The sequence below is a fragment of the Paenibacillus sp. J22P277 genome (assembly GCF_059383675.1).
Genome location: NZ_JBXENS010000003.1, coordinates 724,485 through 739,815 on the forward strand (window position 1 = coordinate 724,485; position 15,331 = coordinate 739,815).

The following is a 15,331-nucleotide window of genomic DNA, read 5'->3' on the forward strand; positions in this document are numbered from 1 at the left end:
TTTGCCAATAAAAGAGAACATTTTTCGTAAAGCTGTCACTTTTGACGTCGGATGGCGATCGGACGAAGGCTTGCACTGCCTCATGAAAACGACTATCATGAATGAAGAAGCACTTCGCTCTAAAGCTTGAAGGAGGATCACCGATGATTATTGAGAACACGGGCTTGAACGGCATGAGTAGCGACCTCGGGCATCTCGACGAGTCCGCGGAGAAGCTTGGATTCGTTCGCTGGCAGTGGGAATATTACCGCGCTACATACGACTTGAAACTGGAAGACCGTACGAATCGGGAAGAGTATTTCTTGCGCTTCAACGTCCGCGCGATTGAAGGCAAGCTGGAGTCCGCTCACGCCGTGCTGCAAGTGGAATCCGTCTATATCGGGCGGGCTACGTTCCCTCACGGCCTCGATTACGAATCGCCAATCCCGCAGCCGATCTTGAACGCGGCGACGCAGCGATTGCAAGAACTGAAGAAACTTCTAGCCTAATCCACGATGGGTCCACAAATGAAACCAAAGACGAACGGCCTGCGCGGCAGGCCGGATTTCTTGCTTCTCGTGCTCACGCTCCTGCTTGTCGGCTTCGGATTGATCATGGTGTTCAGCGCAAGCTCCAACACGGCGGTCATATCCAAGAGCAATAATTTCGACGCCCTCTTTTTCACGAAACGCCAGCTGCTGTTCGCGCTGCTCGGCACGTTCAGCATGTTCGTTGCGATGAACATCCCCTATACGGCCTACAAGAAGGGACATATCTTGTACTTTATTCCCGTATTGATCATGCTCATCCTCGTTCCGTTTATCGGCAAAAGCCTCAACGGGGCGCGAAGCTGGTTCGGCATCGGTTCGCTGGGCATACAGCCCACCGAGTTCGCGAAGCTTGGGCTCGTACTTTATTTAGGCTCTTTGATTGCCAAGAAAGGCGAGAAGTTCCGAGATTTTAAGAAAGGCCTAGTTCCTGTCTTTACGATTATCGCCCTCATTTGCGGACTTATTATGCTGCAGCCTGACTTGGGAGCCTGTATTGTCATTGCCGGCACTTCCCTGATCATAATCATTGCCGGCGGCGCGAACCTGAAGCAATTGTTCTTGTCCGGCATCATTATCTCGGCCATCATAGCCGCGTTCGTCAGCATCTCCATCTTGCACGATCCGAACAGCTGGTCCTATCGGATCAACCGGTTCACCGCGTTCATGGATCCCACATCGGATATGCAAAATACGACCTACCATCTATCCCGTTCGCTCGAGGCTCTCGGGCATGGTGGCATCACCGGCGCAGGCTTCGGCCACAGCGTGCAGAAGCTGGATTACATGCCGTATCCGTACAGCGACTTCATCTTTTCCGTAATCGGCGAAGAATTCGGTTTTATCGGAAGCCTGTTGTTCCTGATCTTCTATTTGTTCTTCATCTGGCGGGGAATGATCGTAGCGCTTCGCTGTCCCGACAGCTACGGCACCATCGTAGGCGTGGGCATCGTCGCCCTGATAGCCGTGCAGGCGATCGTCAATATCGGGGGCGTCACCGGCGCGATGCCGCTTACCGGGGTCACGCTTCCGTTCATTAGCCATGGCGGCTCTTCGCTGATTGTTTGTTTGCTCGGCATGGGCGTGCTGCTCAGCATCTCGCGAGAATACAATCGACCGGAGAAAGCGGCGCCGGCACGCAGAACGACGCAGCGTATCGATCCATAAAAAAGGCATGCCCCTGCGCGGGACATGCCTTTTTTATGTCGCTTACTTGAGGCGGGCCGCTTCTTCGGCTGCCATCTCTTCTTCTTTGAAGGCGACGCCTTCTACTTTGATGTTCACTTCCACGACGTGCAGCCCCGTCATGTTCGCCACCGCTTCGCGAACGTTCTCTTGCAGCTGCCGGCAAACCTCCTGAATCGGAATGCCGTATTTCACGATAATCCGCAAATCGATCGCCGCTTCGAGCTGACCGACTTCCACCGATACCCCTTTTTGAGCGTTCTTGCCGCTGAGACGCTTCGCAAGGCCTTCCGATATCCCCCCGGACATTGCAGCAATGCCAGGAGTTTCAAGCGCAGCCAGACCCGCGATTGTGGCGACTACATCGTCTGATATACGAATAATGCCGGTTTGAAGTTCTTCTGTCATGCCACTCACTCCTCGTTCACCTGATGTTTCCATTGTAATTGAAGCTTACATTTGAAGCAAGGCATTCGATGAACGCACTTCCAAGTTTACACAAATGACTTTTTCGGCTATAGTGTTTACAGATTTCCAATTCCCAAATGCGTATAAACGAGGTGCCTGGAACATTGAATCAGAAATTGTTTTTCAGTTTGCTCATCGGGTTATTTGTACTAAGCGGGATCGCCCACTATGCCCATTTCGGAACCATCGCGGAATTCATTATTTCCGCCCTCGCCATCTTGATGGTGGCCGGTTTCCTGGGGAAGGCGACCGAAAGCGTCGCCCATTATGCGGGCCAGCGGCTGGGCGGTTTTCTTAACGCCACGTTCGGCAACGCGGCCGAGCTGATCATCGCGATCTTTCTGGTGCGCGAAGGCTTGTTCGATATGGTCAAGGCGAGCATCACGGGCTCCATTATCGGCAACCTGCTCTTGGTGCTTGGCGCCAGCGTGTTTCTGGGGGGGCTAAAGTACAAGGAGCAGCGATTTAACGTGCAGCTGGCGAGCCATAACTCGTCCTTGATGATACTGGCCGTCATCGCGCTCGGCATTCCGGCGATCTTCATTTCCACGCAGCATTTCTCCGCGCATAAGTCGGAGCTGCTCAGCTTGACGATTGCCGGTCTCTTGATCGTCGCCTACATATTGTGGCTGGTGTTCTCCATGATTACGCACAAGGATATTTTAGCCGACATCGAGGAGGCGACGCCGGACCACGGGGAAGAAGCCGCCTGGTCGAAATCGACTTCCATCCTGTTTCTCGTCCTGGCGACCGTCATGACGGCTTTCGTCAGCGAATGGCTTGTCAGCACGCTGCACACGTTCACGGCCAAATTCGGGTTCTCCGAAGTGTTCATCGGGGCCTTCCTGATCGCGATCGTCGGCAACGCGGCGGAGCACAGCGCGGCCGTCATGCTCGCCATGAAGAACAAGATCGGCGCGGCCGTCGAGATCGCGGTCGGCAGCAGCCTGCAGATCGCGTTGTTCGTCGCTCCGGTGCTCATATTGGTCAGTACGTTCTTTGGGCCTACGATGGATATCATCTTCACGCCGATCGAACTTGCCGCTATCGCCGTGTCCGTCTTCATCGCCAAATCGATCTCCAAGGACGGCACGACGAATTGGTACGAAGGCGCGCTTCTCCTCTTCGTCTATATCATACTCGGCATATCGTTCTATCTCGTATAAAGGCGAATGCTGCCGACTCGGACGCTCCTGCGGGGGCGTCTTTTTTCGTCCCTGCTGGATTTCGCGCAAAAAAAAAAGCAGCTGCACGAAGATCGCGGCTACTTCTCCAACGCTTCATACAGCTGCGCCAAATTCCGTTCCAACTTGCTGATGATTTCCTTGCCGACAACCTCAGATACAAGCCCTGCACGAATCGCGAAATCGATTTCTCTGGAAAAGCCATATATTTGAGTATCCAGCACCTCTTCATAGAGCGGACATTGTCTCGTCGTCAAGTTTTCCATCTGGACTTCGATTAACTTCTCGATTTTATTGGCATCTTCGTGAAGGAGATTGAGCGCTTTTTGATGCAAGTGAATAAGAACATCGGATGAAGACATCGAACTCCTCCTTGTGCAAAATCCTAAATCGTCTTATACCCTTTATATTAGTCGAAAACAACGGATTGTACAAGGTCAAAACAAATAAGCGCCCCACCGATTATTCGGTGAAGCGCTTACCTTGTCTCCTAGAAGGAAAAAACTATTCGATTACGCTAATATTCAGATTGTGCTTCGCGAATACTTCGGACATGGCCGCTTTGGCTTCGTCCGCATCCGGTCCGTGGACGTGAAGTTCGTAGGAATTACCGCCGACCAATGTCGTAAATAGTCCGAGGATGCTTTTTACGTCGATGTATTTATTCTCGGCTTGAAGTACGATGGACGACCGGAACTTGTTGGCCGTTTGGGAGATGTCTACGATTGCCGCATTATTGGACATGGGAATCCCTCCATTTTTAGGTTGTGTAGGCTAGCTTCAATCATCATAACCCGATTTCGATCATCCGGCAAGGGGCTTTTACTTTAAATTTTCGGGATTCAAACCCAGCAATTCCGGGAGCACGAACAAGCCGTCTTTGCGGATCAGCACGTCGTCGAAATAGACTTCTCCGCCGCCGTATTCCGGACGTTGAATCAAAACCAAATCCCAGTGAACCGCGGAACGATTGCCGTTGTCGGTAACCTCGTAAGCCTGACCCGGCGTAAAATGAAGGCTTCCCGCGATCTTCTCGTCGAACAAGGTATCCTTCATCGGGTGAAGAATATAGGGATTGAAGCCCAGGCTGAATTCGCCGATATAACGGGCGCCTTCGTCCATGTCGAGGATTTCGTTCAGCTTCTCGGTGTTGTTGCTGGTCGCTTCGACGATCTTCCCGTCTTTAAACGTAAAGACGATGTTTTCAAACGTGACGCCGGAATACACGGACGGCGTATTATAGGCAATCGTGCCTTGCACGGAGTCCCGGATCGGGCAGCTGTACACTTCGCCGTCCGGAATATTGCGTTCGCCGGAGCATTTGCTGGCGCCGATGCCCTTGATGGAGAACGTCAGGTCCGTTCCCGGCGCGACGATCCGCACGCGATCCGTCCTTTTCATCAACGCGTCGAGCGGGTCCATCGCTTTGTCCATTTTGGCGTAATCCAGATTGCAGACGTCGAAATAAAAATCCTCGAACGCTTCCGTGCTCATGCTGGCAAGCTGCGCCATGGAATCGTTGGGATACCGCAGAACGACCCATTTCGTGTGCTTGACGCGCTGTTCCGAATGGATCGGATGGCGGTACAGCTTATCATACAGGTTCATTTTATCGCTCGGCACGTCCGCCAACTCATTGACGTTCTCGCCCGACCGGATCGCGATGTACCCTTGCATGGCTTGCATTCGCTTCAAATCGAAGGAAGCCCACAGCTCGATCTGCTCTGCCGTCGCGTTCATCAGCATCGCACGAAGCACGGAACGGTCGCTGGTCTCGACGAATGGACGTCCGCCCCGCTTCGCCACTTCTTCGACGAGGCATTTGGCCAGATCTCGTTCGGACCCGATCATATCGATGAGAACGTTGTCTCCGGGTTGAACGTTGACGGAATAACCGACCAGGTTTTCCGCTAGCTTTTGAATTCTTGGATCGCGCATAGTACCATACCTCCACATTAGTTCATACGATAACATCCTACCATGTTTGAATGCCGGATGCACGGACATGCCATCGCCTGTCAGGATCGCTTGAAGGATAGCTTCAAGCTGCGGTTTTCGCTTGTATTTTCTCCGCCCGCTTGATAGCGGAAGTCCGTCCGTTGCTCGAGCGAGCGCGGCAGCATCTTTTTCCGGTCGACCACAAGCTTGCAGATGGATCGCACCTGCATCGTGGACAGCATAACGTCCAACTTCTTCTTCGAACCGGCGAGCTCCTTGGACCATTCCTCTTGAAGCGCGGTCCGAGCGGCAGCGTTCAACGCGTGTTCGCCTTGCCCTCGAGCGACTGCGCCCTCAGGGACCTTCTTCTCCAGCAAGGCAAGTTCGCTCCGCAGCCGTTCGGCCCACACCGCAGCCGTTTTCTTCGGATCGGCCGTGATGCGCAGCACGGCCCGCTGCTCATCCGATTCCTCGACAACGAGTTCGGTCTTGGCAGCCGTGGCTTCGATTTCGTTCAGAAGCTCCAACGGATGAACAGCGGACGCCGATGCATTCCGATCTCCCCCCTGCATGATCACCTGATCGTGATTTTCAACCGTTCCCTGAAAATCGACCGTCTTGCCGGCGGCCTGACTGCCCGGCCCAATGTCGCTATTCCCCTGAAATGCGTAACTATCCACGCCAGAAAGGCCTGACACGGCGAGCGACAACAGCTCGTCGGGAGAGCGGTTGGAACTGCGCGCGCAGCCGGCCATCGCCAACGCCAAGCAGCAATAAATCGCGATTTTGCCTGCTTTCATTCACGCCCACCATCCTTTATTCGCCTCGAAAGGCTTGCTCGGATAGCGTCTGTTCGAACTCCGCTCTTTATGTACACGGACATAAAAAAGACGGCTCATAAAAGCCGCCTTGCGTCGACATTATCGGATCAACCGACGCAGATCCGGTTTCGTCCGTTTTTCTTCGCTTCGTACAGCGCCATATCCGCTCGGTAAAACAACGATTCGACGCTGATCTTCTCTTCTTCGGAGGTCCACTCGGAAATGCCGCAGGACACCGTCACCGCCGGGCTCGTATGCGTCTCCACCATGACGCGGATTCGCTCCGCGATGCGATACGCTTGCTCGGAACGAATCTTCGGCAAGTAAACAGCAAGCTCCTCCCCGCCCCAGCGCGCCGCGATGTCGGTATCGCGGATGCATGAACGGATGGCATCGCTTACGATGACCAGAATGCTATCGCCGATCAAATGGCCGTATGTATCGTTAACGCGCTTGAAATGGTCGATATCGACCAGCACGAGCGATCCGCTGCGGTCCTTCCGCTGACGGGACTGAATCTGCTCGTTCAGATAATGCCGCGCATGGAGGCCGGTCAAATTATCCGTAATGACCATTCGGCGCACTTCCGCGTGCAAGGAAGCATTGGAGATCGCAAGGCCGATGTGCGTCGAAAGCACTTGCAGCAGCTTGTAATTCTCGTACGAAAAGTAGTTCGGGCTTTGATGCGACACCATGATCACCCCGACAACGCCGGTGCCGGCCATGACGGGCGCGGCAATCAACGATTTGGATCCCGTCATATCCATCAATTGCGAATCGACGACCCGCGTCGACGAATAATCGGAGATGATGAGCGGTTCCCCCGAGCCATAGACGATCCCGCAAAATCCGTATGCCGTGGAATACGTCTCGTTCGCCGCGGCCGGCAGGTTGCTCGACACGACCCGAAAACTGCTGCCGTCCGGGCTAAGCTGCAGCAAATTGCAATAATCCGCCTTGAAAATATGCAAAAGCTCGGTCATCGCGAATTCGAACACTTCGTTCAACCTCAGCGACTGGTTCAACCGCTTCGTCAATTCGTTGATCAGTTGCAGCTCGCTTATCAGCAGGTTGGACTGCTCGAACAATTTGGCGTTCTCGAACGCGGAACCCGCGGTATCGGCCAGCATGACCATGGATCGCTGCTCTAGCTCGTCCCATTCTTCCCGCCGCAGTCTCAGGCTCAGCACGCCGTATACGGCCTGTTTGCCCCGCATCGGTATTGCCACCTTGATTCCCCCGGTTTCATCGTCGAGCGAAGAAACCGGTTTGCCCGACAGAAACGCGCTCGCGTTCAAATCCTCGTTCGCATTGCGCAGCAACAGCGGTTTGACCCGGGGATCCCCATTTATGAAATCCTGCGACAAATACAAATTCACCTCGGCGTTCGGGTACATGTGCTCGACGTCGTCAAGCAGCACGTGAAGCACGGAATAAACGTCGTTCTGATCGTTAAGGCGCTTGGATACCTGAAACATATTGTCTCTGCCGCGCGCTTCTTTATCGTGGATTTGCTGCTGCTTCATCATCTGACGGACAGCCAGCAGATCGGAGGTATGATCGTAGATTTCGCGCATCATGAGAGCCGCCGCTTGCAGCAAAGGAAGGTAAGACTCTCCGCTTGCCGCCGTCTCGAATCTTAACTTCGCCAAGCCGGCCGCCTTGTTCTTCCGGCTGCAGACCGCCTCTTCCAGCACGTGGATAGGGGAGATCGGGCTGTCGCTGCCCCAGCGGGCGATGACTTCTCCCCTTGCGTTCAACAATCGCAATGTATGGACAAGCAGCGGCGACGACATCGCCAAGGCTTCCGCAAGCCAGGCGCTCCAGGTTTGCTTCAACACGGCATTGATCCTAAGCTCGTCGTCGAAACGGAAATCGCCTTGAGGCAACCAAACGTCAGGCTGCTGCGCTTCTAATAAATCTGTTACCCAACGATCAGCGGGATTCGGCAAATTCATGTCTCTGGAACTCTTCATACGCAGCATCACCCCGTCCTCGTCGTACCCACTACATCTATCTGATGTTTCTATTCTTTAACTATACTTTAAAACTAGATTGAATGCACTAGAAATGATGGAATATAATAGGACTTTAGATTCACTTTTTCAATTTCTAATCCTATGGCACCGTTTCTTGCATTCTAAAACGGTTGAATCGCTTGACAAAGAGCTGTGAATTTATATAATATCTATAGTTGAATACATGGGAACGGTTTTGTGTCACCCTCAAGAGACTGTCGCTAACGGGACTGCGGCTGAACATTCCGGTTAGGCTTTCATCGCGCGCGATGAAGCGGAGACAGCACTCGGCGAAACACCCATTTTCAAACATCCCATTTGAAGAAGGAGTTTTACGACACATGTCAAGATATACAGGCCCTAAGTTTAAACTAAGCCGCCGCCTCGGCATCTCCCTGAGCGGAACGGGCAAAGAATTGAAACGCGCTTTCCCTCCGGGTCAACACGGTCCCGGCCAACGCAAAAAAATGAGCGGCTATGGCATTCAATTGCAAGAAAAACAAAAGCTTCGTCACATGTACGGCGTGAACGAGAAACAATTCCGTAACCTGTTCGACAAAGCATCGAAACAAAAAGGTATCGCCGGTGAAAACTTCATGGCCCTCCTCGAGAGCCGTTTGGATAACTTGGTTTACCGTCTTGGTTTCGCAAACTCCCGTGCCGGTGCGCGTCAACTCGTATCCCACGGCCACGTAACGATCAACGGCAAGAAAGTCGACATCGCTTCGTACACGGTTTCCGTTGGCGACGTGATCGGCCTTCGCGAACGCAGCCGTGCATTGAAATCGATCAAAGAAGCCGTGGAAGGCCGCAACTTCCTTCCTAACTACCTGGAATACAACGATGCCGCGGTTGAAGGCAAATTCGTTCGTCTTCCGGAACGCGCCGAGCTTCCGCAGGAGATCGACGAGAAACAAATCGTCGAGTTCTACAGCCGTTAATAGTCAAGAGGTCCAAAGCAAATGCTTTGGACCTCTTTTTTTTGCCCATGTCGCGGCGTTATCTGGGCCATCTCCTGTTAGCCGGAGACAATGCCGGGAACGGCGCATGGGGCTCCATCTGATACCAATAGGCGACGGAAGAGATATCGTCCGCGCGCTCGAACAACTTCGCATGGTCATGGCCGATTTGCTGAACCGTTACCCGCAAATCGCTTTCGAAACGAATCGGATCCGGTAAATGCCAGCGGTACATGCCGTGCATCGGCACGTTATGCCCGTACCAGGCGTCGATATCGGTCGTTTCTCTGTAAAAATGATAACCCAAGTACGGCGTGGAGTAGGATTCCGGCTCGTTCGTGCGCATATTGTTGAAGCACCAGGCGCCCCCGACGTAATCCTCGGTTCCCGTGCCGCAAATCGTCGGCCACTCCTCGTCCCCGTCCATGTAGAACTTGATCTCGCCTTCGCCCCACCAATTCCGCTCCAACGCCGCCCATGCGAGGTAAGTGCCGATATATTGACCGGCGCCTTTGACGTTATCGAGAATCGTGTAGTCTTTGCCGAGCTCGGTTACGGCCTCCCTGCGCCACTGCGCATGGAAATACGCCGTGTTCTCCGGCAGCTCGTCCACGAGCGCGTAATTGAACGCATAAAAGAAACCGCCGATGTCCGAGGCGTGCTGGTTCACGATCGCGACTTTCGCGGCTTGCCGGAACGGCATCGGGATATAGCAATTCATGCCGCCCGTCGGAACGACGGAGATCGGAAGCGAATTGACGTTGGTGCGCACGCCGAAGCCATTGCAGAAGAAGTCGCCGAGCGGCGCTTCGACCGATGGTTCCGTTTCGCCGTCCCAATACATGCGGAGGACAAGATCGCGGAGCACGTACTGCCCTGCATGGCCCTTGCCGGTTTGATCGGCGACGGTGATCCAGAAATGCTGGATGATTCCCGTTCCTTGAATCTGAGCGATGACCGTCTCTTCGCCCTGGTTCAACGTGATGGCGGGCCTGCCTTTTCGACCGATGCCAAGGTTGCTTGCTTCTTTGCCCCCTTGTCCTTTCTCTCCGTTCGGGTTCTCCGCCGTGATCGACCTCGTGCGCGCTTTCGTAACGAGCGGCGCGGTTGACAGCCCAAAGCCTAGTCCGTAATTTTGCAGCATGCATGATCACCTCATGTATCCATTATTGTGCTGATTCGAACCTATTATATAATGGGAATGACGGGTTTCCTTTAGCTTTTATTGGGGAGTTGTTTATCAATTGTTGCGGAGGTGGCCAACCTTGAACGTAGACGGACTTTCCCCGTTTGTCCGGGTCGCGATCGACAGCGTGCTGGATTCTTCATGGAAATTGGACGAACGGGTCCTCTGGGATTACGAGCTTTTGTATGTAATGGAGGGTCGACTATTGGTAACCGTGGAGGACGAGGTGCATCACGGAGGTCCGGGGGATTATTTCTTTTTCAAACCGGGGCAGCGCCATTCGATACGGGTTATCGGCGAGACGCGCATTCGCCAGCCGCATGTCCATTTCGATCTGACCGCGCTTCCCGACAGCAGCGAGGTCGGCGTGTCTTTCAAACCGCTGGAACAGATGAGCGCGAAGGAACGGGGATGGTTTCGGCGAAACGAGTTGGATGACCTGCCCTATTGCGTTCCGAGCCGGTTCCGTCCGATCGATCCGCTTCCGTTGGAGCAAGCCTTGTTCGAACTGATCCGGGAATTCGAGACCAAGCCGCCCTTCTACGAGCTCCGCATGAAAAGCTGCCTGCTGGCCATCTTATCTCAGATCATGCGCGAGCAATGGTGGGGAAGCCAATCGAAAAACGGCGGTCAGCTGGAGATGCTGGCCGAGATTCGCTCTTATATCGATCATAACGCGCATCGAAGCGTACAACTGGACGAGCTTGCCGAACGGTTCCATCTCAGCAAGTTTCATATCATCCATCTGTTCAAGCAGGTCTTTCAATTGACGCCGATCCAATATCACCAGCAAATCCGGATGGAAAAAGCCAAGAACATGATTCAGTACACCTTCTTGCCGATGCAAGAAATCGCCGAGCAGCTGGGCTACTCGACGATTCATGCGTTCAGCCGCGCCTTCAAGACGTACGCCGGCTGCAGTCCCTCCGATTACCGCGCTACCATCTCCGGCTGATGGTCCTTCAGCCAAACCCGCAGCGGGACGTCGGCATCCGTCGGCGTGTAGTGGCCGTTGCAGTTCACCCCTGCGCCGAGCAGCTGCCGGCGAATGGGATCGCTGCGATCCCATAGATGCTGGACCGTCATATCGTCCTTCGTGCGGATCCAGCGATAGCCGTAGCCGTAAAACAGCACTTTGCGCGTCAGCTCGGACCAATTCGGCGTTCCCGCATGCCACAGCCGCCTGTCGAAGAACACTGCCGAGCCCGGCTTGACGCGGACCGGAATCGCTCCTTCCGGCTGTCCCTGACGATTCGCGGGCATTGCCAGTTCATCCTTCAAATGGCTGCCGGGGACGATCCAAAAATTGCCGCGGTCCGGCTCGGACACATCCGACAAGAAGTAGGCGACTTTGAGCGACAAACGCGGCCGCGGATGGGATTCCATCTCCAGATTGACGCGGCCGCTGTCTTGATGCCAGCCGAACGTCGCATCGTTCTTGGCTTGGCCGTTCGGCGGCGTCGAGATCATGTGAGCATGGTACAAGTAGATGTTCCAGCCGAGCAGTCCCCATACTTTCGGCAGCACCTTCTCATAATCGACCAGATCAAGAAAAGCATCGTGGTCGGGAATGAAATTTGGATAAAACAGCGCTGTCTTCGGGTCGTGACCCTCATTCAGCTTGGCCTCGTAAATCCGGTCGAATTCCCTCGTGAGTTCCGCGATCTGCCCCGGATTCAGCGCGTCCTCGATGATCAAGTAGCCGGTCTCGTTGAACGTTTTTCGCTCTTCTTCCGTCAAAGCATACTTCAAGCATGATGGATCCACTCGCAATTCCCTCCCTATGATTCGTGCGCTTCCTGTCTTAATCATAAGAGGTAATCGAGGGGCGATCGAGTAACAATCCGGTTTTCTTTTGTACGATTCTACGATTTCATTGACAACGCTACCAAATGCGCCGATCAATCCGTCCGTCCCTTCAGGAATGCGGTCGGCGAGCAGCCCGTCAGCTTCTTGAATACCCGGTTGAAATACGCCTGGTCGCAAAAGCCGGTCTCCTCCGCGATTGCGCTGATCGGGAGCATCTTATCGAACATCAGCTCTTTCGCCTTGGAAATCCGGACATGGTGCAGGTATTCGATCGGCGACTGCCCCGTGACGGATTTGAACACATGCGAGAGATGATTCGGCGTCCGCCCGGCATACGCGGCCAAATCGTTCAAGGTGACGGACTCCTTGTAATGATCGAGCAGGTATTTCTTGATGTCTTCCGCCATATCGACCTTCTTGGCCGGGAATTTCCATTTGTCCCGTTCGTAATTCAAGATACCGAGCAGCTCCAGCAGTACGGCGTAGCACGACGTTTCCGAATACGGTCCCCGCATGAGCCAATGATGCTTCAATAGCAGGAAACGCTGCTTGAAATACTCGAATCCGGAGATCGTCGTTTTACTATAATGCTTATCACGCAGGATAGGCAGGAGGGCCGCGTCATGCTCCGCAAAGGTGAAGTGCGTCGCGTACCGCTGATGCTCCTCGATGGACGTCCCCCCGCGGACCGAGCCGGCCGGTATCAAGATGACGTCGCCCTTCTGCAAAAAAACGGTCTCGTCGTTGACCCAGTAGAGGATTTTCCCCTTCGTCACGACAAGCAGGATATGGTACTGCGCGACGCTCTTGCCCATCTCCCATTTGCCGTGAAAGTCCTTCACGTAACACGTATGCAGCTTGATCAATTGGAATCGCCTCCCGCTCTCGCTCGCGAAGCTTGCTGCTTTATTACATTCGCCGTTCAGCCGGGCTCTCCTGTCGTGGCGGCCAATAAAGGCTTGCGCCGTCGATTTATGCAGAAAACCCGCTCCACGTGGAGCGGGTTTTTGCGGTCTATCGTATGCCATGGCACATTGAATCGCTTGCACTGACCGACGATCTATCTGATCGCATTACGAGCGCGACCGATGGATTTTCAAGCCGGGTCGTCCTTCGCCTTCGGATCTGCCGCCAATACGGCGCCGGCCGCCGCTGTCAGCGCCCCTGCACCGGCCGCAGTCGGAAGCCCTCTATTCGTCAGGCCTCTTACCAGCTCGCCCAGATCGATGCCGGATACGCTCTTCAGCATCTCCGGAGCGGTCGCCATGAGCGAGGTGACGTAATTGCTGACGCGCGCGGCGCCTTCGCCGTGACCGGTGTCGACGACGGTCAGTTTATCGATGGATCCGATCGGCGCGGCAACCTTACCGGCCAGCTCCGGAAGCATTTTCACGATAATATCGAGCACCGCTGCGTCGCCGAACATTTCGAACGCTTGAGCGAGCTTCTCCTTCGCTTCGGCCTCCGCCAGACCGCGAAGCCGGATGACATCCGCTTCGGCCGTCCCTTTCGCCCGCTCCGCGTCCGCGATCGCAAGACCGTCCAGCCGCTTCTGCTCGGCGTTCGCTTTCGCTTCCGTCTCGATTCGGTACTGCGCCGCTTCCGCCTCGCGCATCCGTTTGACCCTGTCCGCTTCCGCCGCTTGCTCCACCGCATACCGGTCGGCATCGGCTTTCTTCTTCACTTCGGCGTCGTACTGCTTCTCGCGGCGCAGGATTTCCTTGCCTTCGAGGTCGATCTCCCGTTCCTTGCGGACGAGTTCAACCTGCATCTGCTCTTCGACGACGCGCTGCTTCGCGCGCGCCTCCTGGATGGCGTACGCTTGGTCGGCCTCGGCCTTGGCGGAATCCTGATCCTTCTTGAAGGAAGCCACCTTCAGCTCCTTCTCCTTGGACGCCTCGGCGATGTTCGTGTCCCGCAGCAGCTCGGCTTTCAAGCCCTCTTCTTCGGCGCGCGCCTTCTGGATCCGCGAATCCCTGACGGCCTCCGCCTCGGCGATATCCGCATCCCGCTTGACCGCGGCGATGCGCGGCTTGCCAAGCGCTTCGAGATAGCCGTGCTTGTCGCGCAAATCCTTGATCGTGAAAGAGACGATTTGAAGTCCCATTTTCTTCAAATCCCGAGCCGCGACGCCCTGCACCTCTTGGGCGAACTTATCGCGGTTCCGGTAGACTTCCTCGACGGTCATCGAGCCGAGTATCGCCCGGAGATGACCTTCCAGCACTTCCTGGGCTTCGCTCTTGAGCGACTCCGTCGGCTTGCCGAGGAATTGTTCCGCCGCCGTCCCGACGTCCTCGACGGAACCGCCGATCTTGATGATCGCGACGCCGTCGCAAATGACGGGCACGCCTTGTTCGGTATAAACCTCTGGCGTCGATACGTCCAGCTTGTGGGACAACAGCGACAAGAAATCCGCCTTCTGGAAGATCGGCAGAATGAACGCGCCGCCCCCGCGCACGATCTTGTTCTTGCGTCCGGATTCGTCCTCCGCGACATTCCGGCCTCCGAGAAACGACCCCGTTACGATCATCGCTTTATCCGGCCCGACCGTCCGGTATCTTGCCCAGAAAGCCAAACCGAGCAAGATCAATACGCCGACAACGGCTGCCGGAATGACTAAATAATCTGGCATGTTTGCAAATTCCCCTCTCTTGCGCGATTAGAGCTCCAGCTTGGATACGAGGAGCGTATGCGAGTCGACCCCGATGACGACGATACGAACGCCGGCCGCGATCTCGGTGCCGTCGAAGCTAGCCGCGATATGATTCGTCAAGCCCGCGCCGGCCTTCACGGTCACTTCGCCGAACCCGATCGCGGGAATCGGCACCAACACCTCGCCGATCATGCCGGTCAGCTCTTTCATCGAATACCCCGTCGAATTCTCGCTGCGGTCCATCGGGCGCACGTACAGATAGTAAATGCCGATCGCGGCGACGACCGCGCACAAGATCGCGATGATCACGACAAGCGCGATTCCGAGCGAGCTGTGATGCTTCAAGAGCAGTCCCGCGCCGCCGAAGACGGTAATCCCGCCGACGATCGCCATCGGCTGCAGCACGGGATGACCGTCCAGCGACAGGAAATCGAGCATGCCGTCCAGCGCGAGACTCAACCAGTCTCCGAGCACGACGCTCACGAGCGCGAAAAAAACGCCGCCGAACAAGCAGCCGAGAAATACGCCCTCCAAAAGCCCTCCCTCCCGTCTCGCGAATTCCATAATTTTGAATTACACCCGT

16 protein-coding genes are annotated in these 15,331 nt (G+C 55.0%); 5 read left to right on the forward strand and 11 right to left on the reverse strand.

Annotated features, from left to right (window positions below):
• Nucleotides 1-143: 143 nt before the first annotated feature.
• Both AC50YL_RS12220 and ftsW read left to right on the forward strand, forming a co-directional pair.
• Entirely contained in the window at nucleotides 144-488 is a 345-nt protein-coding gene (locus AC50YL_RS12220) for a YugN family protein (protein ID WP_494832214.1), read from the forward strand.
• Nucleotides 489-506: 18 nt separating this feature from the next.
• The gene (gene ftsW, locus AC50YL_RS12225) at nucleotides 507-1,694 is read left to right on the forward strand and encodes a putative lipid II flippase FtsW (protein WP_494832216.1); all 1,188 of its coding nucleotides are present in this window, start codon (nucleotides 507-509) and stop codon (nucleotides 1,692-1,694) included.
• Nucleotides 1,695-1,736: 42 nt separating this feature from the next.
• On the opposite strand, the gene AC50YL_RS12230 is transcribed toward ftsW, so the two are convergent.
• Nucleotides 1,737-2,120, reverse strand: coding sequence for an Asp23/Gls24 family envelope stress response protein (locus AC50YL_RS12230; RefSeq protein WP_494832218.1), 384 nt, complete (start codon nucleotides 2,118-2,120; stop codon nucleotides 1,737-1,739).
• A gap of 137 nt (nucleotides 2,121-2,257) precedes the next feature.
• Between AC50YL_RS12230 and cax the strand changes: the two genes are divergently transcribed.
• The gene (cax, locus tag AC50YL_RS12235; protein ID WP_494832220.1) at nucleotides 2,258-3,346 is read left to right on the forward strand and encodes a calcium/proton exchanger; all 1,089 of its coding nucleotides are present in this window, start codon (nucleotides 2,258-2,260) and stop codon (nucleotides 3,344-3,346) included.
• Nucleotides 3,347-3,444: 98 nt separating this feature from the next.
• Here the strand turns inward: cax and AC50YL_RS12240 are convergent, their stop codons facing one another.
• The 5 genes from AC50YL_RS12240 to AC50YL_RS12260 form a co-directional block, all read right to left on the reverse strand.
• The gene (locus tag AC50YL_RS12240) at nucleotides 3,445-3,726 is read right to left on the reverse strand and encodes an Fpa/YlaN family protein (protein ID WP_162644375.1); all 282 of its coding nucleotides are present in this window, start codon (nucleotides 3,724-3,726) and stop codon (nucleotides 3,445-3,447) included.
• 142 nt (nucleotides 3,727-3,868) lie between these two features.
• Entirely contained in the window at nucleotides 3,869-4,108 is a 240-nt protein-coding gene (locus AC50YL_RS12245) for an HPr family phosphocarrier protein (RefSeq protein WP_161745205.1), read from the reverse strand.
• Nucleotides 4,109-4,186: 78 nt separating this feature from the next.
• Complete coding sequence (locus AC50YL_RS12250) at nucleotides 4,187-5,302, reverse strand: aminopeptidase (RefSeq protein ID WP_494832222.1); 1,116 nt, start codon at nucleotides 5,300-5,302, stop codon at nucleotides 4,187-4,189.
• 80 nt (nucleotides 5,303-5,382) lie between these two features.
• Nucleotides 5,383-6,102, reverse strand: coding sequence for a hypothetical protein (locus AC50YL_RS12255; RefSeq protein WP_494832224.1), 720 nt, complete (start codon nucleotides 6,100-6,102; stop codon nucleotides 5,383-5,385).
• A gap of 128 nt (nucleotides 6,103-6,230) precedes the next feature.
• Nucleotides 6,231-8,099 (reverse strand): sensor domain-containing diguanylate cyclase, encoded by a 1,869-nt coding sequence (locus AC50YL_RS12260; RefSeq protein ID WP_494832226.1) that lies wholly within the window; start codon nucleotides 8,097-8,099, stop codon nucleotides 6,231-6,233.
• A gap of 383 nt (nucleotides 8,100-8,482) precedes the next feature.
• Here AC50YL_RS12260 and rpsD point away from each other — a divergent pair, with 383 nt between their 5' ends.
• Nucleotides 8,483-9,082 carry a 30S ribosomal protein S4 gene (gene rpsD, locus AC50YL_RS12265; protein ID WP_494832570.1) on the forward strand — a complete coding sequence of 200 codons (600 nt, stop codon included), beginning with the start codon at nucleotides 8,483-8,485 and terminating at the stop codon, nucleotides 9,080-9,082.
• 58 nt (nucleotides 9,083-9,140) lie between these two features.
• Here the strand turns inward: rpsD and AC50YL_RS12270 are convergent, their stop codons facing one another.
• Nucleotides 9,141-10,244, reverse strand: a complete 1,104-nt coding sequence (locus tag AC50YL_RS12270) for a glycoside hydrolase family 172 protein (RefSeq protein ID WP_494832228.1) — start codon at nucleotides 10,242-10,244, stop codon at nucleotides 9,141-9,143.
• Between the two features lie 121 nt (nucleotides 10,245-10,365).
• Here AC50YL_RS12270 and AC50YL_RS12275 point away from each other — a divergent pair, with 121 nt between their 5' ends.
• Nucleotides 10,366-11,241, forward strand: a complete 876-nt coding sequence (locus tag AC50YL_RS12275; protein ID WP_494832230.1) for a helix-turn-helix transcriptional regulator — start codon at nucleotides 10,366-10,368, stop codon at nucleotides 11,239-11,241.
• On the opposite strand, the gene AC50YL_RS12280 is transcribed toward AC50YL_RS12275, so the two are convergent.
• The 4 genes from AC50YL_RS12280 to AC50YL_RS12295 form a co-directional block, all read right to left on the reverse strand.
• A complete protein-coding gene (locus tag AC50YL_RS12280; protein WP_494832232.1) occupies nucleotides 11,217-12,053 on the reverse strand; it encodes a phytanoyl-CoA dioxygenase family protein in 837 nt (278 codons plus the stop codon). The genes AC50YL_RS12275 and AC50YL_RS12280 overlap by 25 nt on opposite strands.
• A gap of 134 nt (nucleotides 12,054-12,187) precedes the next feature.
• On the reverse strand, nucleotides 12,188-12,961 hold the full coding sequence (locus AC50YL_RS12285; RefSeq protein WP_494832234.1) for a helix-turn-helix domain-containing protein: 774 nt from the start codon (nucleotides 12,959-12,961) through the stop codon (nucleotides 12,188-12,190).
• A 230-nt stretch (nucleotides 12,962-13,191) separates the two neighbouring features.
• On the reverse strand, nucleotides 13,192-14,727 hold the full coding sequence (gene floT / locus AC50YL_RS12290; protein WP_494832236.1) for a flotillin lipid rafts scaffold protein FloT: 1,536 nt from the start codon (nucleotides 14,725-14,727) through the stop codon (nucleotides 13,192-13,194).
• Between the two features lie 27 nt (nucleotides 14,728-14,754).
• A complete protein-coding gene (locus AC50YL_RS12295) occupies nucleotides 14,755-15,282 on the reverse strand; it encodes an NfeD family protein (protein ID WP_494832237.1) in 528 nt (175 codons plus the stop codon).
• Nucleotides 15,283-15,331 lie beyond the last annotated feature (49 nt).